20 protein-coding genes are annotated in these 25,863 nt (G+C 62.7%); 9 read left to right on the forward strand and 11 right to left on the reverse strand.

Translation table 11 applies throughout. From position 1 onward, the window contains the following. Position 1 precedes the first annotated feature (1 nt). On the reverse strand, positions 2–1,387 hold the full coding sequence (locus BUB04_RS07455; RefSeq protein ID WP_073038367.1) for an FAD-binding oxidoreductase: 1,386 nt from the start codon (positions 1,385–1,387) through the stop codon (positions 2–4). A gap of 431 nt (positions 1,388–1,818) precedes the next feature. Here BUB04_RS07455 and BUB04_RS07460 point away from each other — a divergent pair, with 431 nt between their 5' ends. The 6 genes from BUB04_RS07460 (at position 1,819) to BUB04_RS07485 (ending at position 8,951) form a co-directional block, all read left to right on the forward strand. After that, a complete protein-coding gene (locus BUB04_RS07460) occupies positions 1,819–2,976 on the forward strand; it encodes a TRAP transporter substrate-binding protein (RefSeq protein ID WP_073038368.1) in 1,158 nt (385 codons plus the stop codon). A 104-nt stretch (positions 2,977–3,080) separates the two neighbouring features. After that, entirely contained in the window at positions 3,081–3,581 is a 501-nt protein-coding gene (locus BUB04_RS07465) for a TRAP transporter small permease subunit (protein WP_073038369.1), read from the forward strand. Between the two features lie 20 nt (positions 3,582–3,601). Further along, the gene (locus BUB04_RS07470; RefSeq protein ID WP_073038370.1) at positions 3,602–4,945 is read left to right on the forward strand and encodes a TRAP transporter large permease; all 1,344 of its coding nucleotides are present in this window, start codon (positions 3,602–3,604) and stop codon (positions 4,943–4,945) included. Positions 4,946–5,356: 411 nt separating this feature from the next. Next, positions 5,357–5,914 carry a LutC/YkgG family protein gene (locus BUB04_RS07475; protein WP_073038371.1) on the forward strand — a complete coding sequence of 186 codons (558 nt, stop codon included), beginning with the start codon at positions 5,357–5,359 and terminating at the stop codon, positions 5,912–5,914. Further along, positions 5,911–8,073, forward strand: a complete 2,163-nt coding sequence (gene ldhH / locus BUB04_RS07480) for an L-lactate dehydrogenase (quinone) large subunit LdhH (protein ID WP_073038372.1) — start codon at positions 5,911–5,913, stop codon at positions 8,071–8,073. The genes BUB04_RS07475 and ldhH overlap by 4 nt, the downstream gene beginning before the upstream one ends. Positions 8,074–8,156: 83 nt before the next feature. After that, positions 8,157–8,951 (forward strand): SDR family NAD(P)-dependent oxidoreductase, encoded by a 795-nt coding sequence (locus tag BUB04_RS07485; RefSeq protein ID WP_073038373.1) that lies wholly within the window; start codon positions 8,157–8,159, stop codon positions 8,949–8,951. 98 nt (positions 8,952–9,049) lie between these two features. Here the strand turns inward: BUB04_RS07485 and hepT are convergent, their stop codons facing one another. The 6 genes from hepT to BUB04_RS07515 form a co-directional block, all read right to left on the reverse strand. After that, entirely contained in the window at positions 9,050–9,490 is a 441-nt protein-coding gene (gene hepT / locus BUB04_RS07490) for a type VII toxin-antitoxin system HepT family RNase toxin (protein ID WP_218588392.1), read from the reverse strand. Further along, positions 9,483–9,890 carry a type VII toxin-antitoxin system MntA family adenylyltransferase antitoxin gene (gene mntA / locus BUB04_RS07495; RefSeq protein ID WP_084076289.1) on the reverse strand — a complete coding sequence of 136 codons (408 nt, stop codon included), beginning with the start codon at positions 9,888–9,890 and terminating at the stop codon, positions 9,483–9,485. Before mntA ends, hepT begins: the two co-directional genes overlap by 8 nt. A gap of 19 nt (positions 9,891–9,909) precedes the next feature. Then, on the reverse strand, positions 9,910–11,910 hold the full coding sequence (locus BUB04_RS07500; protein ID WP_143156397.1) for an acyl CoA:acetate/3-ketoacid CoA transferase: 2,001 nt from the start codon (positions 11,908–11,910) through the stop codon (positions 9,910–9,912). A 109-nt stretch (positions 11,911–12,019) separates the two neighbouring features. Beyond that, entirely contained in the window at positions 12,020–12,592 is a 573-nt protein-coding gene (locus BUB04_RS07505) for a nitroreductase family protein (RefSeq protein WP_073038374.1), read from the reverse strand. A 214-nt stretch (positions 12,593–12,806) separates the two neighbouring features. Then, the gene (gene panB / locus BUB04_RS07510; RefSeq protein ID WP_073038375.1) at positions 12,807–13,646 is read right to left on the reverse strand and encodes a 3-methyl-2-oxobutanoate hydroxymethyltransferase; all 840 of its coding nucleotides are present in this window, start codon (positions 13,644–13,646) and stop codon (positions 12,807–12,809) included. Continuing rightward, positions 13,621–14,574 carry a ketopantoate reductase family protein gene (locus tag BUB04_RS07515; protein WP_073038376.1) on the reverse strand — a complete coding sequence of 318 codons (954 nt, stop codon included), beginning with the start codon at positions 14,572–14,574 and terminating at the stop codon, positions 13,621–13,623. The genes panB and BUB04_RS07515 overlap by 26 nt, the downstream gene beginning before the upstream one ends. A 443-nt stretch (positions 14,575–15,017) precedes the next feature. Here BUB04_RS07515 and BUB04_RS07520 point away from each other — a divergent pair, with 443 nt between their 5' ends. Genes BUB04_RS07520 through BUB04_RS07530 form a run of 3 tightly spaced genes read left to right on the forward strand, consistent with a single transcriptional unit; the run spans position 15,018 to position 17,476 of the window. After that, complete coding sequence (locus tag BUB04_RS07520; RefSeq protein ID WP_073038377.1) at positions 15,018–16,463, forward strand: sensor histidine kinase; 1,446 nt, start codon at positions 15,018–15,020, stop codon at positions 16,461–16,463. Continuing rightward, positions 16,460–17,071 carry a hypothetical protein gene (locus BUB04_RS07525; protein ID WP_073038378.1) on the forward strand — a complete coding sequence of 204 codons (612 nt, stop codon included), beginning with the start codon at positions 16,460–16,462 and terminating at the stop codon, positions 17,069–17,071. Before BUB04_RS07520 ends, BUB04_RS07525 begins: the two co-directional genes overlap by 4 nt. A gap of 33 nt (positions 17,072–17,104) precedes the next feature. Then, on the forward strand, positions 17,105–17,476 hold the full coding sequence (locus BUB04_RS07530) for a four helix bundle protein (protein ID WP_073038379.1): 372 nt from the start codon (positions 17,105–17,107) through the stop codon (positions 17,474–17,476). 48 nt (positions 17,477–17,524) lie between these two features. On the opposite strand, the gene BUB04_RS07535 is transcribed toward BUB04_RS07530, so the two are convergent. The 4 genes from BUB04_RS07535 to BUB04_RS07550 all read right to left on the reverse strand — a co-directional run bounded on the left by BUB04_RS07535 (position 17,525) and on the right by BUB04_RS07550 (position 25,762). Next, on the reverse strand, positions 17,525–20,101 hold the full coding sequence (locus BUB04_RS07535; RefSeq protein ID WP_073038380.1) for an EAL domain-containing protein: 2,577 nt from the start codon (positions 20,099–20,101) through the stop codon (positions 17,525–17,527). Further along, positions 20,094–23,039 (reverse strand): response regulator, encoded by a 2,946-nt coding sequence (locus BUB04_RS07540; protein WP_073038381.1) that lies wholly within the window; start codon positions 23,037–23,039, stop codon positions 20,094–20,096. The genes BUB04_RS07535 and BUB04_RS07540 overlap by 8 nt, the downstream gene beginning before the upstream one ends. Positions 23,040–23,056: 17 nt before the next feature. After that, positions 23,057–23,566 carry a YfiR family protein gene (locus BUB04_RS07545; RefSeq protein WP_178371938.1) on the reverse strand — a complete coding sequence of 170 codons (510 nt, stop codon included), beginning with the start codon at positions 23,564–23,566 and terminating at the stop codon, positions 23,057–23,059. Positions 23,567–23,857: 291 nt separating this feature from the next. Further along, positions 23,858–25,762 carry a TonB-dependent receptor plug domain-containing protein gene (locus BUB04_RS07550; protein ID WP_178371939.1) on the reverse strand — a complete coding sequence of 635 codons (1,905 nt, stop codon included), beginning with the start codon at positions 25,760–25,762 and terminating at the stop codon, positions 23,858–23,860. Between the last annotated feature and the right edge of the window lie 101 nt (positions 25,763–25,863).

The raw sequence follows: 25,863 nt of genomic DNA on the forward strand, positions 1-25,863 counted from the left end.
CTCACGCGTCTCCTATGATCTTTCCCGGATTCAGGATGTTGTTGGGGTCCAGGGCCCGCTTGATGCGGCGCGCGTAATCGAGGGTGGCCCGGGTCGTCTCCCTTTCCATGAAGGATGCCTTGGCAAGGCCGATTCCGTGTTCTCCGGAAAGGGTCCCGCCCATGGCCAGCGCCCGATCGAAGATCTCATCGATGGCCCGCTCCACCCGCTGCCACTCCTTTTCGTCCCGCCGGTCGGTCAGGATGGTGGGATGCAGGTTGCCGTCTCCGGCATGCCCGAAGGTGCCGATGGTGAGATGGTGCCTGCGGGCGATCTCCTCCACGGCCGCCACCATGTCCGGAATGCGGCTGCGGGGCACCGTGGCGTCTTCCAGGACCACCGTGGGCTTGAGCTTGGCCAGGGCGGACAGGGCCGCCCGCCGGGCCTCCCACACCTTGTCCCGCTCCTGAGCCGTCCGGGCCACCTGAATACTCGAAGCGCCCCTCTCCCGGCAGATGGCTTCCACCTTGGCCGCTTCTTCCTCCACCTGGCCGGGGTGGCCGTCCACTTCGATGAGCAGCAGCGCCGCCGCCTCCACGGGAAGGCCCGCCTTGCTGTAGGCTTCCACGGCCCGGATGGTGAAGTTGTCCAGGAATTCCAGGGTCGCGGGCACGATCCGGTTGGCGATGATCGCCGCCACCGTCTCAGACGCTCCCGACACCCGGTCGAAGACGGCCACCATGGATTTGCGGTGCTGGGGCGCGGGGATGAGTTTCAGGATGATCTTGTGGATCACCCCCAGGGTGCCTTCGGATCCCACCAGGAGCGCCGCCAGGTTGTAGCCCGTGACGCACTTTACCGTGCGGGCGCCGGTCTTCACAAGATTCCCTTCGGCGTCGAAGAATTCCAGCCCCATCACGTAGTCCCGGGTGACCCCGTATTTCAACCCCCTCAAGCCCCCCGCGTTTTCCGCCACGTTGCCTCCCAGGGTGGACACCGCCTGGCTTCCCGGATCCGGCGGATAGAAGAGGCCCCGGGCCTCCACGGCCGCGGCGAACTTGGCCGTGATCACGCCCGGCTCCACCACGGCGTAGAGATCCTCCGTGTTGATTTCCAGGATCCGGTTGAGGCCGTTGGTGAGCACCACCACGCCGTCGGGCCTGGGGACGGTGCCCCCGCTCAGGTTGGTCCCGGCCCCCCGCACCGTGAGGGGCAGCCGGTTTTCGTTACACAGGCGCACCACCCGCGAGAGCATCTCCGCGGTGGTGGGCCGCACCACCAGGCCGGGCACCACCGGCTCCAGCACGGCCGCATCGTAGGAATAGGCCGCCCGGTCCGCCTCGTCGGCAAAGACACCGTCGCTTCCCACCACCTTTTGAAATTCCTGGATCAGAGCCTTGGATATCATGGCGTGCTCCTTGGATTGGGGACTTGCGGCCCCGACCGGGCCGAACACGGGCCGGGTTTTGGTCAACGGTCAACTGGTATGACCAATGGTCTTTTTCCGGTGAACCCGCCCACCTTTCTGCGGGCAGGCTACCAGCAACACCCCACGATTGCAAGCATTTTGATGCATTTTTCCCTTGACACCCCCCCGGGGCTTTCGTAGGCTGTGGTCTAACCAGTTGCCAGCTTGTGCTTTCCGGCACAGAACTCTGACCTCTTGTATGCGTCCCGGCGCCGCATCGTGCGCCACAATTCAGGATTTCCAAAAGAAAGGGGGTGACAGCCAGCCACCGACCCGCCGAGGGCATGCCCGCATCGCCCGGGCAGGGAAAGGGACCATCGGAAAGGAAAAGGGAAGAACGGCATTTGGGGATTCAAAAGGGAGGACCGCACATGAGACGACATGGAATCGCCGCACTGGTTTTCGCCACGGCCCTGTGCCTGGCCGTGGGCCCGGCTCTGGCCGCCAAGGAGCAACGGGGAAAGTTCGGAGAAGACCCGCGCCACGAGCAGGTCAAGCGCCTGAAGGTGGAAACCTCCGACAAGAAGTTCCGCTGGAAGATGGTCATGCCCTGGTCCAAGGGCCTGCTCTTCTACGACATCGCCACCCACTTTGCGGACAGCGTGCGCCTGGCTTCCGGCGGCCGCCTGGAGATCAAGCCCTTCTCGGCCGGCGAGCTGGTTCCCGCCATGCAGACCTTCGACGCCGTGGCCCAGGGAACGGCAGAAGTGGGTCACGACTGGCCCGGCTACTGGAAGGGCAAGAACGAAGCCTTCGTGGCCTTCGCCTCCGTCCCCTTCGGCCTGGACGCGGAAGGCTACAACATCTGGCTCTATGAAAAGGGCGGCCTGGAAATGATGCAGGAACTCTACGGCCAGTTCGGCCTCCATGCCCTTCCCTGCGGCCAGGTGGGCCAGGAAATGGGCCTTTTTTCCAACAAGCGCGCCACCAAGATGGAGGACTTCAAGGGCCTGCGCGTGCGCACTCCCGGTTGGTACATGGACATCATGAACATGCTGGGCGCTTCCGTGAGCCCCCTGCCCGGCGGTGAAGTCTATCTGGCCCTGGAGCGCGGCGTGATCGACGCGGCGGAATTCTCTTCCCCCGCCATCAACTACCCCATGGGCTTCGATGAAGTGACCAAGTACTCCATCCAGCCCGGCGTGCACCAGCCCGCCTGCCAGTGCGCCATCTTCTTCAACAAGAAGGCCTGGGACGAGCTGCCGGAAGACCTCAAGTGGATCGTCCGGATCGCCGCCAAAGAAACCCAGCTGTGGAGCTACAACTGGGTGAACGCCCTGAACGCCAAGGCCATCGAGCTCTTCAAGAAGAAGATCGAGCTGGTAAGGATGGACACGGAAACGCTCATCGAGTTCCGCAAGACCACCAAGCAGTACCTGGATTCGCTCAAGGAAAAGTATCCGGACGTGAAGAAGGTGCTGGATTCCCAGGAAGCCTTCATCGAGGAATACGCCGTGTGGCGTGATGCCCGAAGCGGCGTGACCCCATGGCCCTACGAGACCTACATCTCCGGAAGGATCACGGAATAAAAAACCCTGGAGACGAAACATCAGGACCCAAGGCGCCCCGGCTTCGGCCGGGGCCCGGTGCATCGAGCCACCGGCCCGTGCACCCCGTTTCGGGAGACACCACCATGGCCAACAGTCTGACATCGCTGATCGACGGCTTCATCGACCGCCAGGGGCGGCTCTGCGCCCTGCTCATCCTGCCCCTGTGCCTCGTGGTCATCTACGAGGTCTTCATGCGCTACGTCTTCAACGCTCCCACCACCTGGGGGTTTGAAGCCACCACCTTCCTTTACGGCATTCACTACATGCTGGGCCTGGCCTACACGGAACTGCATAACGGCCACGTGAAGGTGGACATCGTCACGGCCCGCATCAAGACGAAAACGGCCGCGATCCTTGCCATCGCCACCAACTGCGTCATCTTTCTTCCCGTCATGACCCTTCTCACTTATTGGACCGGCCGGTTCGCGTGGGATTCCACGTTACAGATGGAAAAAAACCCCACCAGTTGGGCCCCGCCCATCTGGCCCATCAAGATCATCATGGCCGTGAGCTTCCTTTTCCTGCTTTTGCAAGGAATCTCCAAACTGGTCCACGACATCCGATCCCTCCAATCCATGGATTAAGACTTTCGAGGTGAAGCCCCATGAGTCCCGAATTCCTCACCGTGGCCATGTTCGGCACCCTGATCGTGGCCGTGGCCCTCGGACATCCCCTGGCCTACACCCTGGCCGGCGTGGCCACCCTCTTCGGCCTGATCGACAACGGCTTTAACGTCCCCATGTTGTTCAACATGTTCGCCAACAACTGCTGGGGCGTCATGGACAACTACGTGCTGGTGGCCATCCCGCTTTTCATCTTCATGGCCCAGCTCCTGGACCGCTCCAAGGTGGCGGAAAAGCTCTTCGAGTCCCTCTACATCGTGCTGGGGAGCCTGAAGGGCGGCCTGGGCCTGGCGGTGGTGGTGGTGTGCACGGTCTTTGCGGCCACCACGGGCATCATCGGCGCCTCCGTGGTGGCCATGGGCCTTCTGGCCACCCCGGCCCTCCTGGACAAGGGTTATGATAAGGGGCTGACCAGCGGCATCATCTGCGCCGCCGGCACCCTGGGGATCCTCATTCCCCCCAGCATCATGATGGTGGTCTACGGCGGTCTCACGGGCCTCAAGGAAACGTCGGTGGGCAACCTCTTCGCGGGCGCCGTCATACCCGGCCTGATCCTTTCCGGCCTTTACTTTCTCTACATCCTCATCCGCTGCACCATCAATCCCAAGGACGGGCCTCCCATCAGCAAGGAGGAAGCCCGCAAGTGGACTGCGGCCCAGAAGTGGGCCATGACTCTCAAGTCCCTGGTCCCGCCGTTGGCCCTCATCTTCATGGTCATGGGGACCATCCTGGGCGGCGTGGCCACGCCCACGGAAGCGGCGGGCTTGGGCGCGTTGGGCGCCTTCATCCTGGCCCTGGCCAACCGCCAGCTCACCTGGCAGGTCCTGAAGGAAGCCAGCTACGCCACCCTGCGGACCACCGCCATGGTCATGATGCTCTTCATCGGCGGGAAATTCTTCAGCAGCGTCTTTCTCAGCATGGGCGGCGGAGACGTGGTGGCCGATCTTCTCATCGGCTCGGGCCTCTCCACCTGGGCCGTCATCGCCATCATGATGCTCATCGTCTTCATCATGGGCATGTTCGTGGACTGGGCCGCCATCCTGCTCGTCACCGTACCCATCTTCATGCCCATCGTGCTGGAACTGGACGTGGATCCCCTGTGGTTTTCCATGCTCATGTGCGTGAATCTGCAGACCTCGTTCCTCACGCCGCCCTTCGGCTACGCCCTCTTCTACTTTGCCGGCGTGGCCCCCAAGGGCTACGATATGATGGTCATCTACCGGGGCATCCTCCCGTTCGTGCTGCTGCAGCTCATCGGGCTCACCCTCATGGCGCTCTTTCCGCAGACCATCACGTGGCTGCCGTCCCTCTTCTTCGGGAGCTGAGGTGGAAGCAAACCGCGAATGAACGCAAATAGATGTAAATAGGCTTTGGCCGCGGGCGCTCTGTAGGGGCGAAAGATGTTTCGCCCCTACAGAGCGCCATCCACGAGCTCCATCGGGTAATGTGAAAGAGAACCGCGAATGAACGCGAATAGACGCAAATCTTTTTAATTGTAGGAACTGCGAAGGCCGCAATGAGGGTGCCCGGCGATGCAATGGGCGCGCAGTGACTCATAGAGAATGGCATATTGCGGCGTTCCGACAAATGCCCTTGCTCCGGCCCGCTCTTTCATCCATGTGGGGTGGCGCGAGGGCAGCCATGACTGTTAGAAAGGGACGGCGACCACCGCGTCCCCGACATTCGAAATTTCAGTGTTTTTCCCATCCCCTGAAGCCCTCACCCAGGATGAAGCCATGCATCCCACAGAGCTTCTTCGGCAATTCGAGGAAAAGGCCCGGGCCGTTCAAACCGTGGTGCGCCGGGTGTCCCACTGGCGGGAAGCGGTTCGCTACGCCGTGGACCTGACGGTCGAGCGGGGCGGCCGGACCCTGGCCCCCATGAACCTTCCCCCGGAGGCGTCCCAGTCCCTGGAGGACGCGACCCCAATCGGCACGGTTGAGATCCTGCGCCCTCCCCTTCGAAACCACCTGCAAGACATTCATACGGGACTCACCCCGGCCGACTGGGCCATCGCCGAAACGGGCACCCTGGTGCTGGATTCCACCTCGGAAGACCTTCGCATCGCCACCATGCTCTCCGAGGTGCACGTGGCCGTCGTCCCCGCAGGCCGCATCCGCGCGGACTCGCTGGAACTCAAGGGAGAAATCGCCTCGCTCCAAAAGAACGGACCCCGCTACGTGGCCTTCATTTCCGGGGCCAGCCGCACGGCCGACATCGAGCGGGTGCTCACCATCGGGGTCCACGGTCCTCAGGAACTGCACGTCCTCATCCTGGAGGAGGATGCGTCATGATTCGAACTCCCGGCGACGTGAAGACCTACCGGAAGGAACTGCGGGAAGCCCTGCAGAACACCTTCCTCCGACAGACCCTGGACAATTTCGCGGCGGCCTATCGGGAATCCCGCGCCAAGGCCTTCGAAGGCATGGACCTGGAATCCCTCATCGCCGAGATCGCCTCCCGGAAGGATTCCGCCCTTCCCCGGCTGGACGAGCTGCTGGCGGAATTCAAAAGGAACGCGGAATCCGTGGGCGCCGTGATCCACGAAGCCGCCACGGCCCAGGAAGCCAACGAGATCATCGCCCGGATCGCCCGGGAAGGGGGCGTTCGAAAGGTCATCAAGTCCAAGTCCATGACGGCCGAAGAGACCTTCCTGAACGATCACCTGGAACGGGAGGGGCTCCAGGTGACCGAAACGGACCTGGGCGAGTGGATCATTCAGCTCCGCCGCGAAGGCCCGTCCCACATGGTCATGCCCGCCATCCACCTTTCCCGCCACCAGGTGGCCGAACTCTTCGCCCGGGTGACTGGGGAGCCCATGGACCCCGACGACATCGAGAAGATGGTGAAGGTGGCCCGGCGCACCCTCCGCCGGGCCTACCTGGAAGCGGACATGGGCGTTTCCGGAGCCAACTTCGCCATCGCCGATTCGGGCACCCTGGGGCTGGTGACCAACGAGGGAAACGCCCGGCTGGTGACCACGCTCCCGCGGATCCACGTGGCCCTGGTGGGCCTGGACAAGCTGGTGCCCGACCTGGAGACGGCCCTCACCATCCTGAAGGCCCTTCCCCGAAACGCCACGGGACAGGCCATCTCCACCTACGTCACCTGGATTACCGGCGCCGTGGAATGCGCCGCAGCCCCTTCGGGCCGGAAGGAACTGCACATCGTCTTTCTGGACAACGGCCGGCGCGCCCTGGCGAAAAACCCCGTCTTTTCCCAGGCCCTTCGGTGCGTCCGATGCGGCGCCTGCGCCAACGTGTGCCCCATCTACCGGCTGGTGGGCGGCCACAACTACGGCCATGTGTACATCGGCGCCATCGGGCTCATCCTCACCGCCTTCTACCACGGGGTGGAAAACGCCCGGGCCCTGGTCCTGAACTGCCTCAACTGCCAGGCCTGCAAGGCGGTCTGCCCGGCCGGGATCGACCTGCCGCATCTCATCAAGAACGCCACCCGCCACGTGCTGGATCGGGAAGGCCGGCGCCCCTTGAAAAACGTGCTCCTCAGGACCGTCCTCAAGGACCGCAAGCTCTTCCACTTCCTGCTCCGGAAGGCCTACCTGGCCCAAAAGCCGCTGGCGGGCGACGAGCCCCTGCTGCGGCACCTGCCGCTCTTTTTCGACAAGGCCCACGGGTTCCGGAGCCTTCCCGTGGTGAACCCCCGGCCGCTTCGGGACCGCTGGGACCGGGTCCGCCCGGACGAGAAGGCGCCCCGGATGCGGGTGGCCCTCTTCGGCGGCTGCCTGGTGGATTTCGTCTATCCCGAACAGGCGGAATCCGTCCTGCCCATCCTCGAGAAGCACGCCGTGGCGGTGGACTACCCCATGGACCAGACCTGCTGCGGCCTTCCGGCCCTCATGGCCGCCGAAAAGGAGACCGCACGGGACGTGGCCGTCCAGAACATCCGGGCCTTCGAGGATTCCGGCGCCGACTGGATCCTCACCCTGTGCGCTTCCTGCGGATCCCACCTCAAGGAGAACTACCCCAAGCTCCTGGGGGACGACCCGGCCTGGAAGGAGCGCCTCCAAGCCTTCACCGGGAAGGTGATCGACCTGAGCTCCTTTCTCGTGAAGGTCCTGAAAATTCAACCGGAAGACTTCCGCGGGACCGGCGCCAAAACGGCCTATCACGCGCCCTGCCACCTGTGCCGGGGCCTCAAGGTGGTGGAGGAACCCAGGAAGCTCCTGGACATTGCCGGGTTCCAATACGTTCCCGCCCCGGACGAGGACGTGTGCTGCGGCTTCGGAGGATCCTACTCCCTGGAATTTCCGGAAATCTCCGCCGAACTTCTCAAGCGCAAGCTGGACCACGTGGAAGCCGCGGGGGCGGAACTTCTCGTCACCGACTGCCCGGGCTGCGTCCTGCAGCTTCGCGGCGGCATGGACAAGCGGGGCGGGCGCGTGCGGGTGTGCCACATCGGGGAAGCGGTGGGGGAAGGATTGAAGGATTAGAGGATTAAAGGGGTAGAGGGGTAAGGGATACGGGGTAGGGGGTGGGGCTGACTGAAAAAGAGAAAGAGAAAAGAGGGAAGCTCATGCTGGAAATTGCAAATGCGGTGGCGGTCATCACGGGAGGAAGCGGAGGTATCGGCAAGGCCCTGGCCCAATACTGGATCCGAAACGGCGGCCGTGTGGTGCTGGCGGACATCGCCGAGGACGCCCTGGAAAAGACGGCCCGGGAGCTGCGGGATGCGGGCGGAGAGGTGGTCACGGTGCTCTGCAACGTCACGTCGGAAGAGGACAACGCCCGGCTGGCGGATACGGCCATGGAAGCCTTCGGAGCCATCAACCTGGTGGCCCCCTTTGCCGGGATCATCGCCGACGGGCTCCTGCTGGCGCCGGACCGGGAGACCGGCAAGGTCACCCGCAAGATGAGCCTGGAACAGTTCCAGAAGGTGGTGGACATCAATCTCACCGGGGTCTTTCTCACCGTCCGCGAATGCGCCGAACGGATGATCAACCACGGCTGCCGGGGCCTCATCTGCCTCGTTTCGTCCACCGGGTCCCTGGGCACGGCGGGCCAGATCAACTACTCGTCCACCAAGGCGGCCATGTCCGTCTTTCCCAAGGTGATCACGGCGGAGTTCTTCCGGCGCGGCATTGCGGACCGGATCCGCTGCGTGGCGGTGGCTCCCGGGTACGTGGGAACCCCCATGGTGCGGGGCATGAACCAGAAGGCTTTGGAAAAGATCCTGAACGAGGTGCCCATCGGGCGTCTGATCGAACCGGAAGAGGTGGCCTCGCTGGTGGGCGAACTCTATCGGAACGAGGCGCTGGCGGGAGACGTCTACTTCATCCACGGCGGGCTTCGGCTGGGATCCCGCGGCTGAGAGAAGACCACCTGACGTCCTCTTTCGCCCGGTCGCGCATGGCTTCGCCCCCATTCGGACGGAGGGTAGGGGCGAACCATGATTCGCCCCTACCGTTTTCACCGATGCCGGCTTGAACGTGCAGTTTCCACGAAGTTCAGGACGTGCTTGACGTAGCGCTCGAAGTCTTCCAGGTGGTTCCGGAAAACTCCGTAGACCACCGCATCGTCCACCTTTTCGTAGTAATGGACAATGAGGTTCCGAAATCGGGCCATTCGCTCGTAAACGGCCACCTCATCCCGCGGCAGAACGCCGTGGTCAGCCAGAATTTGAAACGCCTCGCTGTACGACCCCGGTTCCTCAAAGTTCTCGTCCGATATGATGTGGTGGGCGATGTCGATGCAAGCCTCCACAAGAATGTGCAGCGTTCTTTCCACAAACCTGCGGGAGCGGGGATCCCGGCAATAGACGTCCCAGGTGATATCGACCGCGTCCTTGAGCAGTTGCACGTTGGTTCGGATGTCCGAACACATGCGCTGGATCAGGACTTCATCAACCACGGCGGAGCTGCTCCTTCATCTTTTGGACGTAGCGCCGGTGGTAGTGGAGAAAGTCCTGGTAGGCCTTTCGGCTCCACCTATCGAACCGCCTGCGCGCCTGGGGATCCCGATCGTAGATCAGGATCCCGTCCCGGCGAACCAAGTATTTCAGGTGCTCTCCGGCCCGGTTGAGCACCACCACGTCCACGGATTTCCCCAGGACCTTCTCAGCTTCCACCCCGAAGCCCAGCAGGTCGAAGGCCGGTCCCGGGTCGGGATGGAGCAAAACGGCCAGATCCACGTCGCTCTTATCCGTGGCCCGACCGGTGGCCGTGGACCCGAAGACGTAAACCGCCGTCACCTCCGGCGTCCTTTCCGCCAGGGGTCTCACGGCTTCGGCGATGCGGTCCACGGCACCCACGGCGTTCCCTTCGTGGCCCTCACGACCCGATCTTCTTCAGAGCCGCCCGGGCATCCTCGGCCTTTTCGTAGATATGGGGCGCCACCCCGCGCTGGGCCAGGGCGTCTCCCAGCTTCATGCGCAGAAACGCGCTGGTGGTGTAGCGCGTGGCCCCCGAATAGTAGTTGTCCATGAGAAATTTGACCATGTCCGTGTAGGGGTCCACCACGTCCGGGAAGATGGTGAAGTTGTCGTAGTTCACGATGGCGTACACGCGCTTTCCCAGAGGTTCCAGGATGCGCAGCACCGCCTCCCGGATCCTTTCCACGTCCTCCACCGTCTTCACGCTGTAGCCTTCGAAGTTGACGAAGAAGAGATTCTCCTCCGGATGATAGACCAGCCGGTCTTCCAGGGGCAGGGACAGGAGTTCCTCCTTGAGCTCCATGGGCTCGTCCCAGAAGATGCGATCGTCCATGAGGCGCGGCGTGTTTCGGATGATGGGCCGAAAGTCCATGTGTGCCAGGATGTCCCGCTCCAAGTCCACCCCGGGAGCGATCTCCACCAGCTCCACACCCTCCTCGCTCAAGCGAAAGACGCACCGCTCCGTGATGTAGAGAACCGGCTGCCCCTTCTTTCGGGCATAGGCGCCGCTGAAGGTCACGTGCTCCACCCGGCGCAGAAACTTCCCGGCCTTTCCTTCCTGTTCGATGACGAGGGTTCCTTCCTCCACCCGGGCCTTGAGGCCTCCCGCGGTGAAGGTGCCCAGGAAGACCACCTTCTTGGCGTTCTGGCTGATGTTGATGAATCCCCCGGCTCCGGCGATCTTGGGCCCGAATTTGCTCACGTTCACATTGCCCGAGGCATCCGCCTGGGCCATGCCCAGGAAGGCGATGTCCAGGCCGCCCCCGTCGTAGAAGTCGAACTGGGACGTCTGGTCGATCACCGCATCGGTATTGACCCCCGCCCCGAAGTTGAGTCCCCCCGCCGGCATGCCGCCGATGACGCCCGGTTCCGCCGTGAGGGTCAAGTAGTCCAGGATCTTTTCCTCAACGGCCACGTTGGCCACGCCTTCCGGCATGCCGATGCCCAGGTTCACCACGCTGTTGGCCTTGAGTTCAAAGGCGGCCCGACGGGCGATCACCTTCCGGATGTTGAGCGGCATGGGCTCCACGGACTGCATGGGCACCCGGATTTCACAGCTGAAGGCCGGGTTGTAGGGAACGGCGAAGGTCTGCCAGTGGTTTTCGGGGGAGGCCACCACCACGCAGTCCACCAGGATCCCGGGAATCTTGACCTGGCGGGCGTTCAGGGTGCCGCGTTCCGCGATCCGCTCCACCTGCACGATCACGAACCCACCGGAGTTGCGGGCCGCAGTGGCCAGCGCCAGGGACTCCAGGGTGAGGGCTTCCCGTTCCATGGTGACGTTGCCGTCGGTATCCGCCGTGGTGCCGCGGATGATGGCCACGTTGATGGGAAAGGTCTTGTAGGCCAGGAGCTCCTGGCCGTCGATCACCATGAGATCCACCAGGTCTTCCCGGGTGATCTCGTTCAGCTTACCGCCTCCGTTGCGGGGATCCACGAAGGTTCCCAGGCCCACCGTGGTGAAGGTGCGGGGCTTCTTGGTGGCGATGTCCCGGTACATGTGGACGATGACGCCCTGGGGCAGGTTGTAGGCTTCGATCTTGTTTTCCACGGCCAGGCGTTGCAGCTTCGGCACCAGTCCCCAGTGGCCGCCCACCACGCGCTTCACCAGGCCTTCGTGCCCCAGGTGGTTCAGGCCGCGTTCGGCCCCGTCTCCCTGCCCGGCGGCGTAAAGCAGGGTCAGGTTGCGGGGCTTCCCGGTTTCCAGAAACCGCTTCTCCAAGGCGATGGCCACTTCCTCGGCAAAACCGATGCCCACGAAACCTCCGGTGGCCACCACATCGCCGTCCCGGATCACCTGGACCGCCTCTTGGGCGCTCACGATCTTGCCCTTCCGGGTCCTCTGGGGGGGCAGGGACGACAGGAAGGGATGGGTTCCCGCTGGAATCTTGTCCGTCATAGCATCTCCTCGTTCGCTTCCCGATGGGCTCCCGGGCACCCGGGCGCCCTTTTATACAAGAAGCTCGGCCATGTGACAACGGAGACAAGGCCGCAGCCGACGGCAAATCCTACCGCACAATGAGCTCCTTCAGGGAGCGCTTGGGCACGTGATGGCGGCCTTCGCCATCGCGCCAGTAGCGAATGTCGCCGTCGGGAGAAAGTTCTTCCAGGACGACCGTTTCCGCCGGCTTTCCCAGGGCGATGACGAAGCGGATCTGCAGGTGTTCGGGGATATTCAGGGCCTTGCGCAGCTCGTCTTTTCTGACCGAGGCGATGATGCAGCCGCCCAAGCCTCTTTCCACGGCCCCCAGGAGCATGGTCTGGGCGGCGATCCCGTCGTCGCAAAAGGGGTTTTCCGTGATAGTGGTATCCAAAAGGACGACGATGTAGGCCGTGGGCCGCTCCCCCTCGGCCGGTCCGGGCCAGTCCTTGAGGTAGGCCGCCCAGGCCAGGGTGGGGAAGATGCGGGCGTTGGTTTCCGGGTCCGCCGAAAGGATGTATTTCAGCGGCTGGCGGTTGGCGGCCGAAGCGGTCATGCGCGCCAGATCCACCAACTCCACCAGGGTATCCCGGGTGACGGCGTGCTTTTCATCGAAACGGCGATAGCTTCGGTTCTGAATCACCAGTTCACGAAAGGTCATGGTTTTCCTCCTTCACAGGGCGCGGGGCCAGCCCGCGGGCCGGCCCGGCAAGGCGCATGACACACCAACTGCGGGAAAATCCCGACGGGCGGGCATAAAGCCCGCCCCTACAAGAGCAGATGGACCTCTTGGGTGGGGGCGGAGATTCCTCCGCAGCCCCGAAGGGCTGCGCTGCGAGAAAAGCGGTCATCCCCGGCGTTTTCCGGCAAGCCCATCAGCCGCCTTTCTTGGACAGGCCGAAGGAATGTTCCGGACCCGGGAAGGCGCCCGATTCCACCTCTTCCCGATAGCGCCGGGCGGCCTCCAGGAGACGCGCCCCCAGCTGATCGTATTGTTTGACGAACCGGGGCACGAACCGGTCGAAAAGGCCCGCCAGATCGTGGGTCACCAGCACCTGGCCGTCGCAGGCGGGCCCCGCGCCGATGCCGACGGTGGGGATGGGCACGGATCGCGTAATCTTTTCCGCCACCGGAGCGGGCACGGCTTCCAGCACCAGGCTGAAGCAGCCCGCGTCACTCAGGGCCAGGGCATCGTCCAGAAGCCGCCTGGCCGCTTCCTCGTCCTTTCCCTGTACCTTGAAGCCCCCCAGCTGGGCGATGCTCTGGGGAGTGAGCCCCAGGTGGCCCTGGACGGGGATGCCCGCCTTCACGATGGCTTCCACCTGGCGCAGGACGGACGCACCGCCTTCCAGCTTCACCGCCTGGGCCCGGGCCTCCTTGAGGAAACGGCCGGCATTTTCCACCGCCTGCTCCACACTCACCTGGTAGGACAAAAAGGGCATGTCGCCGATCACCAGCGCCCTTTTCGCCCCGCGGGTCACCGCCCGGGTGTGGTGCAGCATCTCTTCCATGGTGACGGACAGGGTGTCCTCGTGGCCCAGCATGACCATGGCCAAGGAATCACCCACGAGAATCATGTCCACCCCGCTTCGGTCCACCCAGAGGGCCGTGAGGTAGTCGTAGGCCGTGAGCATGGTGAGCTTGCGCCGGCCCTTGGCGGCCAGGATGGAAGGGACCGTCACCCTCTCATCAGGCTTCGGGGCTTTCTCCGCCATAACTCCGCTCCTTCGTCTCCACAAGCCGGGTCAATGTCCAGTTGACGGGCACGGCCAGGCCTTGTCTTTCGGCCAGCCGGACCACGGCTCCGTTGATGGCGTCGATTTCCGTCCGCCTCCCGCTTTCCACGTCCTGGCGCATGGACGAACGGTTGGCCGCCGTGGCCTGCGCCACGTTCAGGACCTTTTGCACCACATCCTCCGGAACCGCAATCCCCTCGGCCTCGGCCACGGCCGTGGCTTCGCGCACCGCGGCGGCGCAGAGTTCCCGGGCCGGCTCCAATTCGGCCACCGCCCCGTTGGGAATCCCGCAAAGCGCCGTCACGGCATTGATCCCCACGTTCACCAGCAGCTTTTCCCAGATGAGCGAGCGGATGTCTTGGCGGTAATGCGCCTCCAGACCCGCTCTCCGAAAAAGCGTGAGCACTCCATGGGCACCCGGCGGCTGCGGGCCGTCCAAGGCACCGAAGTAGGTGGGCCCTTGGCCGCCGTGGCGGACCCGGCCGGGGCCTTCCCTGGTGGCCCCCTGGGCCGTGACGCCCGCAAGGACCTTCGCGGGCCCCACCAGATCCGCCAACGTTTCGGCGTTCCCCAACCCGTTTTGGAGGCTCAAGAAGAGGGTCTCCGACCCCACGGCATCGGGGTGGACCAGGTCCAGAGCCCGGGCGGTGGCATAGCTTTTGACCATCACCAGGATGAGATCGGCCGGCGCCTCCGGGGGCTCCCGCTTGCTCAGGGCCCGCATGGGAATCGTCCTCCGGTCCCCATTGAGCTCCTCCAGTTCCAGGCCTCTTTCCCGAATGGCCGTCACATGGGCCTCATCCACGTCCAGCAGCCGAACGTCCGCACCCGCTTGCGCGAAGCGGGCCCCCAGCAGGCACCCCATGGCGCCGGCCCCCACCACCAGAACACGATAAGGCGTCTCCATCCCGCCTCCTTCCTTGTCGGACGCAGCCTCCCTATCCGCTCCTCCGGTTCCGAATCCACGAAACACGGCCCAGGGATCTCAAAAGACAGGAGAGCACGAGGCGACAGGTTCTTCGCCCCCGCCTTCCCTGTTTGCCAAGATCCGGTTACTCCTTTGTTGTCCTGGTCCATCGCGGACGCCGCCGCCGCGGATGCGACCCGGGCGGGATCCCCTTGCGCCGTCGGCGAAGGCCCCGGTTGCATGGAAGGCCTCCGGACCGCGCCTCTCCGGGCTTGACTGCCGGGACGGGATCGCCAATGATGAACAAGCTCCACACTGACACAGATCGGGTTCCGGCGCAACAGCCCGGAAGGTAAGGGAAGCACATCCGAACTCAGCCGGATCCCCTCGGAAAACGTGGAATCCCGGGGACCGATTCCACTCACACAGCCAGGTGACCTGCCATGGAATCCCGATGGGGAATCATGAGAAAGCTTTTTGTCTGGTACGGAGCCTTAGGGCTCATCTTCTACGGGACCATTGCCTTCTTTTATATGAACACCCAGCACATCATGGACATCTCCAACCAGATCGTGAATACCAGCTATCGCATTTCCGAACTGGCCAAGGTCATGATGGATCAACTGCTTTCCATGGAAGAAAACGAAAAAAAATACCTGGTCCTCAAGAGCCCTGAATACCGGGAATATTTCCGAACGGCCATGGAGGATTTTCGTTTCAAACTGGCCGAAACGGCCACCTTGCTGGCCGGCACCAAGGATGCCGTACCCTGGGAGCAATTGAAGCGGGAGGTGGACCGGCTGCATCCGGAGGTGCAGGCCCGCATGGCGGATCCCGAATCGGAAAGGCTCTGGATCTCGGAAGAAACCCTCGACCGGTGGATCCAGCGGGTGGCCCTGCTCAAGCAGATGGAAGAACGGCAAGTGGAGATCGCCACCCGGAGCTTGCACAAGCGGGGCCACTCGGCCCTGCGCTGGGGCCTGGCCGGTCTGGGACTTTCTCTTCTGGCCGGACTGGTGGGGGTCTGGCAGGTGGCGCGATCCATGAGCCGCCCCCTGCGGGAGCTTCGACGGGGCATCCGCTCCCTCACCCAGAAAGGATCCACCGAGCCCATCCGCATCCTGTCCAAGGATGAGTTCGGGGAGCTGGCGTTCGCCTTCAATGAGATGCTCCACCGGCTGAAGGAAGAGGAACGCATGCGTTCGGATTTCATCTCCATGTTGACCCATGAGGTGCGAAACCCGCTCACCACCGTGCGCGAATCGGTCCGCCTGCTGGAAGAGGAGGTCATGGGGCCGGTCACGGACCGACAGAAGCGTTTTCTGACCATCGCCCGGCGGGAAGTGGACCGCATCGCGGAGCTCCTCAAGGATCTGCTGCAGGCCTCCCGCCTGGAAAACCAGCAGCTGGAAATTCTCCCGGAGGAGATCCATCCGGCCGACCTGGTGGAAACAACAATTCAACGGCTCGCGCCGGCCGCCGAAGCCAAGGGGGTCCAGGTCCGTTCGGAACTGGAAACCACGGCGCCCTGCATCGGCGACATGGATCACCTGCAGAAGGTCCTCATGAATCTGGTGGCCAACGCCATCAAGTTCTCGCCGTCGGGTGGCGTCGTGACCGTGCATGTCCACGAAGACAAGACATGCGGACAGGTGATCTTTGCCGTGCAGGACGAGGGGCCCGGCATCCCGGAGTCCGAACAGGCCCTGGTTTTTCGGAAGTATTACCGAGCCTCCATACTGAAGGACCGCATCGACGGAACCGGACTCGGCCTGCACATCGCCAAGCACATCGTGGAGGCCCACGGGGGACGCATCTGGGTTCAGAGCGAGCCGAACCGAGGAAGCCGGTTCTGTTTTGAATTGCCCACCAAGGGGAGTCGATCATGATGGACACCCTCCTGCGAACGTTCCGCCGGGCATCGTTGCGCGCACTTCCGGCTTCGGCCCTGGCCTTGGCTCTGTTCCTCGTCCCCGGCTGCATCCACACCCCGCCGGGAAAAGCACCTTCGGAGGTCCCCGCACCGCTCGCGGCGGAGGCCCACTTGCTGCGTCAGTGGGATCAGGCCATGAAAGCCTTTCGAGAAGGCGACCTGGCGACGGCTCACAACATCTTCGAGCGCCTGAGCCATGAAGGGACCGATCAACGTCTGCGGCAACGAGCCCTTTTTGCCATGGCCTGCGTGCGTCTCCTGGAGGCGAAGACCCCCGAAGACTACACGTCCGCCCTCAACGCCTGGGAACTCTGGAAGACCCAGTACCAGCCGGACAGCCTCTGCGAGGATCCCCGCCTGCTGACCCCTGTCCTGGAGCGGCTTCCCGCCCTGCAGGAGAAGGCCCGTCTCGCCGAAAAGAACAAGACCCGTCCCCAGCCCTCCGACTGCCCGAAGCTTCTGGAAGAAAAGGAAAAGGAAATCAGCGAACTTCGCCAGCGCCTCCAGGCCTTGGAGTCCATCCACCGCGAAATCGAGGAAAAGAAGAAAGGATTGAAGGATTAGAGGATTAAGGATTAGAGCCATTAGGGGGGTACGATGCACTGGAGCGAGCTGAAGGTTTGGGAAAAGGCACATCAGCTCGTGCTCAATGTGTACGAGATGGCGAACAAATTTCCGAAGACGGAAACATATGGGTTGGTGGACCAGGTGAAACGTGCAGCCCTATCCGTCCCGGCCAACATCGTGGAGGGCCAATCGAGAAACACGACAAAAGAATATTTGAGTTTTCTCTACAACGCCCGCGGCTCACTCGAGGAAGTGCGCTATTTCCTGCTCGCGGCACGGGATCTCAGGTTCATAAACGCCGAGAAGTTCAAAGAAATGGAAAAAAGCTGCTCGGAAGTGAGCCGCATGCTCAACGCACTCATCAAATCCCTCAAATCCCCCAAAACTCCGCACGCGCCTTAATCCTCTAATCCTCTAATCCTTAATCCTTAATCCTTAATCCTCTAATCCTTACCCCTTGCTCCTCAGCAACGCCGTGGCTTCCTCGGCGGGCACGGGAGGGTTGAAGAGAAACCCTTGCCCCCTGGAGCATCCCAGTTGTAGCAGGAAACGGCGCTGGTCCTCGGTTTCGATGCCTTCGGCCACCAGGCTCAGATGAAGATTGGCGGCAAGATTGACAAAGGCCTTGACCAGGCCGGCGTTCTTGGATTCATCCGAAGGGGCCGCGGTTTCCAGGTCCCGGATGAAGCTCTTGTCGATCTTGATGCCGTCCAGGGGCATCTGCCGCAGGTACGTGATGGAGGAATAGCCCGTGCCGAAGTCATCCAGGGTGGTGAACACGCCCAGATCCTTGAGCTTCTTGAGGTTGGAACGCACCACCTCCTGATCTTTCATGACCACGGTTTCGGTGATCTCCACCTCCAGCCACCGGGCTTCCAGCCCCGTCTCCTGGAGCACTTGGCGCACCGTTTCGGCGAAATCCGTTTCCGTGAACTGGACGGCGCTCACGTTCACGGCCACCCGTATGGGGTCAAGGCCCTGATCCTGCCAGAGTTTGGCCTGCCGGCAGGCCTCCTGGAGAACCCAGCGCCCGATGGGAATGATGAGCCGACATTCTTCGGCGATGGAAATGAACCGGTCCGGCGGGATACGGCCCCGCTCCGGATGGTTCCACCGGATGAGGGCTTCCATGGCCACCACGCGGTTGTCGGTCAGGTCCACCTGCGGTTGATAATGGAGCTGAAACTCGTTCCTTTCCAGGGCCTTTCGCAAGTCGTTCTCCACCTGCAGGCGCTGGATCACGGCTTCGTGCATGCGGCCGTCGAAGAAATGATAGCGGTTGCCACCCTGGTTCTTGGCCACATACATGGCGATGTCCGCATTCTTGTGCAGGGTGGTGGTATCCACCGCATCGTCCGGAAAAAGAGTGATGCCGATGCTGGCCCCCACATGCAGTTCATGGCCTTCCACGTGAAACGGCCTGCCCACATGCTCCAGGATTCGCGATGCCGCGCGGGCGGCATCGTTCTTGTCCCGGAGGCGGTCCAGGATCAGGACGAATTCGTCCCCCCCCATGCGGCAGAGCAGGTCGCTGTCCCGAACGACCTGCCGGAGCCGATCGGCCACCTGCTTCAGCATGAGATCGCCCACATGGTGGCCCAAGGAATCGTTGATGTGCTTGAAACGGTCCAGGTCGATGAGCATGTAGGCGCCCAGGGACGGATGCCTCGCGCGCTCCTTCAACACCCGCTCCAGCCAATGATTGAGCGCAGCTCTATTGACGAGCCCCGTCAGCGGGTCGTGCCGTGCCTGATGGATCAGACGTTGGGAAAGCTGATGCTGCTCCACGGCCAAGGCAACCAGATTGGCCGTCTTCTCCATCAGAGCCAAATCCGCGCCGGAGATCTGGTACTCTTCCCTGAAGACCATGGAAACCGCGCCCAGTATCTGCCCCGTGCCGGAATAGACAGGCACCGCGGCGGACGACCGGATGCGGAAAGCCCGGGCCACATGGCGGGCGCGTCTCCAAAAGGTGCTTGAAAAAACTTCCGGAGCTACCACGGGCTGGCCCAGGTAGGCCGCCGCGGCATGTGTTCCGCTTTCCGCGGAAAGGGCCGTTCCCGACACGGCCTCCGAAAAGCCTTGTTCCGCACCGGGAGCCGTCACGGACACGACCTTGTCGTCTGCCACCAGGCACACGACACCCATGGCCAAAGGAAGTTGGCGTTCCAGGAGACGGGCCACTTCCCGGAATATTCTTTCCAGGGGTTCCTTCTGCACGATGAGTTGGAGGATCCGGTTGCTGTCCGCTTCGAGAAGCTCCGCCAGTTTGCGTTCGGTGATATCCTGGATGATGCCCGTGACCCGCGCCACGGCCCCGTCCGCGTCGGTTTCGGCATCCACCTGGAGCATGGCATAGCGGCGGATTCCGTTTCCCGTGACCAGCCGGATGTCCTGTCGGAAGCAGATTCCCGCCGTACACGCCTGTTCCACCAGGGGCTCCAGGGCCTTCCAGTCGTCCGGATGGATCACGCCTATCACGTCCTCCCAGTCCACTTCCGAACCCGGGCAGGACAGTCCGCAGATCTCGCAAAACTCCGGACTCACGTCCAGGGTGGCCTTGCCGGGGCGAAATTCGAAGCTGCCCAGACGGGCAAGCGCCTGGGCACGCGCAAGGAATTCCCGATTCTGCGCAAGCTGTCTCACCGCAGCGCTGGCCCGCAGCATGTACCGGACCCGTTCGCCCAGGATGATCCAATTGATGGGCTTCCCGATGAAATCCGTGGCGCCCGCTTCGTAGGCGCGCCGAATGGCGTCGTAGTCTTCCGTTCCGGTGATGATGATGATGGGTATCGTGTCGGCTCCGGGGCGCGCTCGCAGATGGCGACACACCTGGAAACCGTCCAGTCCAGGCATGAAAACATCCAACAGGACCAGGTCCGGTTTGCCTTCGTCGAACACTTTTAGCGCACCGGGACCGTCCTCGGCCTCCAGCACCTGGAAGCCCCTTTGCTCCAACACTTCCCGGATCAGCAGGCGGATGGTACTCTCATCGTCCACCACCAAAATACGGGGGGACTCAGCCATGGCTTCCCTCCGTCGATGCCGGTCCTCCCCGATGGGAATCCGGGGCTGCAGCCTTCACCAGCCTTTGCAGATCCGTCCGGCCCCTCACGAACTCCTCCTCTATCTCATCGATCAGGCGACTCGGAGCTTCCAGCCGGTTCTCTTTGGCCATGAATTCCAGGTGTTTCGATTTCTCGGCCACCCGCATCAGACCCATGGTGGCGCTGGTGGATTTCAGGCTGTGAGCCGCGCGATGGAGCCCCGTGAGGTCCTGATCCTGAAGGGATCGACGCATCTCCTCGATGATTTCCGGAGTTCTCTGCAGGTAGATCCCGATCATGCGCTCCAGGATGTCCTCTCGTCCGGGTCTTTCCAGAAGTCGTATGTTCTCAATCGCCTGCATGTCCAAAACGGGAAGATGCGCATCTCCGGCGCTGCCCGCAGCCGCGTTCCCTTTTTCGGGCCCATGGCGACCTTGCGGGTCGCTGCCGTTCCCTCCCCGACCCTTGTCCTCCGGACGTCCCAGGAACTTCACCAACAGCTCCCGCATCTGCACCACCGTGAAAGGCTTGCTCAAATAATCGTCCATGCCGGCGGCCAGGCACTTTTCCCGGTCTCCTTCCAGGGCGTGGGCCGTGAGCGCCACCACCGGCGTGCGCTTCCCGGCGGCCGAACGTTCCTGCTCCAGCCGCCGGAAGGCGACCGTGGCTTCGTAGCCGTCCATCTGCGGCATCTGACAGTCCATGAAGACCAGGTCGTAGCTCTCCCGCCGCAGCTTCTCCAGGGCCTCTCGGCCGTTCCCGGCGGCATCCACCCGGCAGCCGAAATCCTCCAATATCTCCCGACAAAACTCCAGATTCACGGGGTTGTCTTCCACCACCAGCACCCGTTTCCCGGCGGGAATCGGCCCGATGTCCTTTCTTTTCTCTACGGCGACCCTTTCCCCCTCCGGCGCGGTCTTCACCCGGACGAGGCTCACCAGGCAGTCGTAGAGGGAGGAGGTCCGCACGGGTTTCGTGAGGAAAAACCGAATGCCGTGGTCCTCTTCCGTTCCGTGCAGGGGAGCGGTCATGGAAGAGAGCATCACGGTCTGAACGCCGGCACAAGAGGGATCCCTGTTCAACCGGCGGGCCACTTCCAGGCCGTTCATGCCCGGCATGTCCATGTCCAGCAGCACCACGTCGTAGCGGCGCCCCCGGGCGGCCAGCTCCTTCACCCGCTGGAGCGCTTCCCGTCCGTTTTCAGCTTCATCGCAGATCATGCCCCACCCGGAGAGGGTGTGGCGGAGGATTTCCCGGTTCACCGGGTGGTCGTCCACCACCAGGGCGCGGAGCCCGCGCAAGGTGCGGGCCGCCGCCGGATCGGCCGGGACCTTCCAGGCGGCCACCCGCAAGGTGAGCCGGAAGCGGAAGGTTGAGCCCCGGCCCGGCGCGCTTTCCAATTCCATATCGCCGCCCATGAGCTCCGTGAGATGGCGGGCGATGGCCAACCCCAGCCCGGTGCCGCCGTAACGCCGGGTGGTGGATCCGTCCGCCTGGGAGAAGGGATCGAAGATGACGGCCTGCTTTTCCGGCGGAATGCCGATGCCGGTGTCGCGCACCTCAAAGCTCAGCGTCGCCTGCCCGTCGCCCTTTTCCACGCAGTCGACGCGGCAGATCACCTCGCCCCGTTCCGTGAATTTCACGGCGTTCCCGATAAGGTTGATGAGCACCTGGCGGATTCGGTCCGGATCCCCCCATACCCGGGCGGGCACCTCGGGATTCACCATGCAGGCCAGCTCCAGCCCCTTGCGCTGGGCCGGTTCGGCGAAGAACGCCGTGGACTCCTCGACCAGGTCGCGCAAGTCGAATTCCATGGAGTTGATTTCCATGCGACCTGCCTCGATCTTGGAAAAATCGAGCACGTCGTTGATGACGGCAAGGAGAGTCTGCCCGGACGCACGGACCGTCTCCACCAGGTGTTTCTGGCGGTCGGAAAGCGGGGTCTGCAGGAGCAGTTCCGTCATGCCCAGCACGCCGTTCATGGGGGTGCGGATTTCGTGGCTCATGTTGGCCAGAAACTGGCTCTTGGCGCGGCTTGCCGCCTCGGCCTCCTCTTTGGCCCTGCGAAGCTCCAGGATGATCTCTTCCAGCTCGGCATTGGCCTCCCGGAGCTCTTCGGTGCGCTGGGCCACCAGTTCCTCCAGGTGCACCCGGTGTTTTTCCAGTTCCACGTCGCGCTGTTGAATCTGGGCCAGCATTTCGTTGAAACCGTCCACCAGGGCCCCCAGTTCGTCCTCACTTTCTTTCCTGGCCCGCAGGGAGTAGTCCCTTTCCCGTGAGACCCGCGACATGGTGTTCTGAAGGCCCAGGATGGGGCCGGAAACGGCGGAGTGAAGGCGCCAAGCGAGAACATAAGCCAAAAGGACGGAAAATAGGAGGAGACCGCCTCCGATGACCGTTCCCGTCAATAGGCTTTTCACCAAGGAGGACATGTCCTGGGAGATGAAGATCCGGCCCAGGAGCTCACCGTCCAGCTCGATCGGCTCCAGGACGTCCAGATCTCCATCAATGAACGCCTCCAGGAGCGGTTCGACAATCCCCTGCCGGTAGCGGGACACCTCCTCCAGTTCCCGCGCGACTTGCTGCATCAGCTCTTTCGCATTGCCTCCCCTTCGAATATAGGAGGCGAAGACGCTGCCGTCCGGCCGGAAGACGAAGGCCATGCGGATATCGGGCACCGTCTTCAAGGAGCGAAGGGTGTCGGAGGCCGCCTCCACATCGTCGAAGCTCAGAGCGGCCACGCAGTTGCCTCCCACCACCCGGGCCAACGTGGAGAGGTGAACCATGGACCGATAGGACAGCAAAGACGACTGAAAAAGGGCAAAGCCCAGGGAAGCCGCTGCCACGACGGCGGCGGCGACAAAGACCATGAGGCCCATGAGCTTCTTTCGGATGGGCCAGGATCGAAAAGCGCGCATAAAGTGTGCTCCGTCTCCTATTCAATCACATGCCGGGCGAGTTGGAGAAGCTTGGAGCTGATTTTGACCCGGACGGCCCGGGCCTCCTTGAGGTTGATGTTGAACCGCATCTTGTTCCCTTCTTTGAAAAGGCCGATCATGCCGCCTTGCACACAAAAGCCCGGTGCGTCGCCCAGGGTGAGCACGGGCTGACCCCGCAGGCCCTCAAGAACGGCGGCGATCCTTTCAGTCGGAACACCGCTTCCCAAAAAGACCGCATGGCATTGAAGAAGATCGGCCGGTCTTCCGGAAATCTCCACACGCAGAGGGCGCCCCCGGATCTCCTTGCCGTCCAGCGCCACGAGAGCGTCCACAAGCGGGGACGTGGCCTGCACACAGAGGATGACCACGCTGCGGCCATCCCGATCCTCGGGCCACTCCACGAACTTGAGGAAGTTGAAAACAAAGGCGGCTTTTACCTCTTCTTCGCGAAGGGAGCCGTGGTCCCCATAGGCCCCTCGTATCGGTGAGGCGCACAGAATGAGCACGGCCGTCACCCAAACAGCCCATGGGCGGCGGAAAAATCCCCGCCGCCCATGGAGTCTCAAAACGGACCGGCCCATCACTTCCTCGCACCTCGCGCCGTTGCAACCGCCACGTGATTCTTCCCCAGTCCGATCGTTGCACCCCCTTCCCGCGCGCGGAAAGGACAGACCCTTCCCTGGATTCCAGCCACCAAGATCAACGGGAGAAAACGGGCTGTGGACAGTGCATCCGCCCATGGGAATCCAGAACTTGTCGGCCAGGCGAGGGTTGATCCCCCGGCTGAGTCGACTTGTTCAGAACCTCCAAGACAGCATGACGTATACGGAGCGCTCCACTTCCGTGGGTTCGATCTGAAGGATTTCCTGTTTGAACTCCAGATGTCCGTCGTCCAGGAGGTTTCGCCCCACCACGGCCAGTTCCATATTTTCCAGGGGCTTCCAGCTCACTCGCAGATCCATGGTGAAATAGTCGGGGACATCGAGGGCCTCCAGCTCGTCGACCCACCGGGCCCAGGCGTCCAGTTCCACAGACCCGGGAAGATTCCACGACGACCGCAGAGACACCTGATGGGAGGGTCCCGACCTTTCCGTGGACGTGGACCCTTGATCCCGGCTCCGGGAGGCAGCCTCCAAATCCATATGGAGAAACGTATAGGCGGCCTTGATCTGCCAATTTTCCGCCACCGACCAGGCGGCCGCCGTCTCCAACCCGTAGGCGCGCCCCCGAAGGTGATTGTCCGCCTTGTTTTCCACAACCAGATAGGAACCGACAAGGACCGGATCTCCCGGCTCCAGGCTCCTCAAATCTTCATAGACATTGACATAGCCGGCCAGATCTAGAAAGACCTTGGGATGGAGGCGGGTTCGCACTCCCCCTTCGAAGGCCCACACCTTTTCCGAGTTCATGTCCTTGGAACCCCGAAACACCACCAGGGTGGGCAGGGGCACCGTCGATGTCGGCGGCAGCACCGTGGACTGGATCCGGGATTCCGTCTCCCCTTGACTGGGAGTGCGCACAGCGCGGCTCACGGCGGCCCACACGCTGTGGTCGGATCCCAGCCTGCGAAGCAACCGCACCGTGGGCTGAAGCTCCCAGCCCGTGTCGTCATTGTGTTCGATCTTGGTACCCAGTGTCAGGCGCCAGGTCCCTTGGGAGAAGCTGATCTCGTCCTGGACAAAGGCGCTCCACAAGTGGTCCGTTCTGTCCGAGTGGGCGAAAGAAGTGGTGAGGCCGGGCTCCGTTTCCGAGACGATCCACCGATAGCCCATGCCCCATGTGATCTCATGGCCGCCACCAAGCGGGAACCGATGCTGGAGATCCACGTCCAGTGTGTCCACATCGAAGCTCAGGATATCATTGTCGTTGTGCGTGTTGTCGTAATACAACTGAACCTGCAGCTCCCCCCAATCGTGCAGCCGGCGGGTCCAACGGGTCAACACATGCCCGCCTCCCACATCCCTTTCGGAATCCAGGATCTCCACATATGGGCTTGTCATTCGAGGCACAAAATTCCGCACCCCGGCTTCCCCCCCGTAGATGTCCCCGGTGAGAACAAACGCGTCCACGGCCGACGGTTCCCAGTCGGCTCTCAGGCCCGCCCGGAGCTGCCGCCAGTCGTCCGCGCCCTCTTTCCCGTCCGAATTGCGACTGGAATCCACTTCGAGACCTGAAACGGCGAAGCGATAAAAGAGATGGTCGCCTGCTCGTCCTCCGTAGCGGAATCCCGTGCGCACCCCTTCCCCACTTCCGACCAAGGCGTTAATCAGCCCCCCTTGGGTATCCCGAGCGTTCTTGGTGATGATGTTGATCACGCCGTTGAAGGCATTGGCTCCCCACGAACTTCCGCCCGGACCGCGAATGACCTCGATGCGATCGATATTTTCGAGGAAGGGATCCTGCACATCCCAATAGACGCCCGAAAAGATCGGGGTATAGACACTCCGGCCGTCCACGAGCACCAGGAGCTTGTTGGCAAGGGTGCTGTTGAAGCCGCGGGCCGTCACGGGCCAGACGTTGGCGTCGAAGCGCGCCACGTGCAACCCCGGAACCATGCGGAGCACATCCGCGATGTTGGTGGCACCCGAGCGGCGGATGTCTTCGGACGTGATGACGTAAACGGCGGCGGCCGTCTCTGACAGGCTTTGGACCTTTCGGGCGACGGAGGTGATCTCCACATCCATGAGTTCTTCCAGACTCATCTCCAAGAGCTTATCCGAAAAAATGGAATCCGCCGCCCAAACCGAGCCCCCCAATGTCGCAACGGCCATCACGGCAATCAGAAAAATCTGTCCCAGACCCA

This window comes from Desulfacinum infernum DSM 9756 (genome assembly GCF_900129305.1).
In the GTDB taxonomy this organism is placed as follows: Bacteria; Desulfobacterota; Syntrophobacteria; order Syntrophobacterales; family DSM-9756; genus Desulfacinum; species Desulfacinum infernum.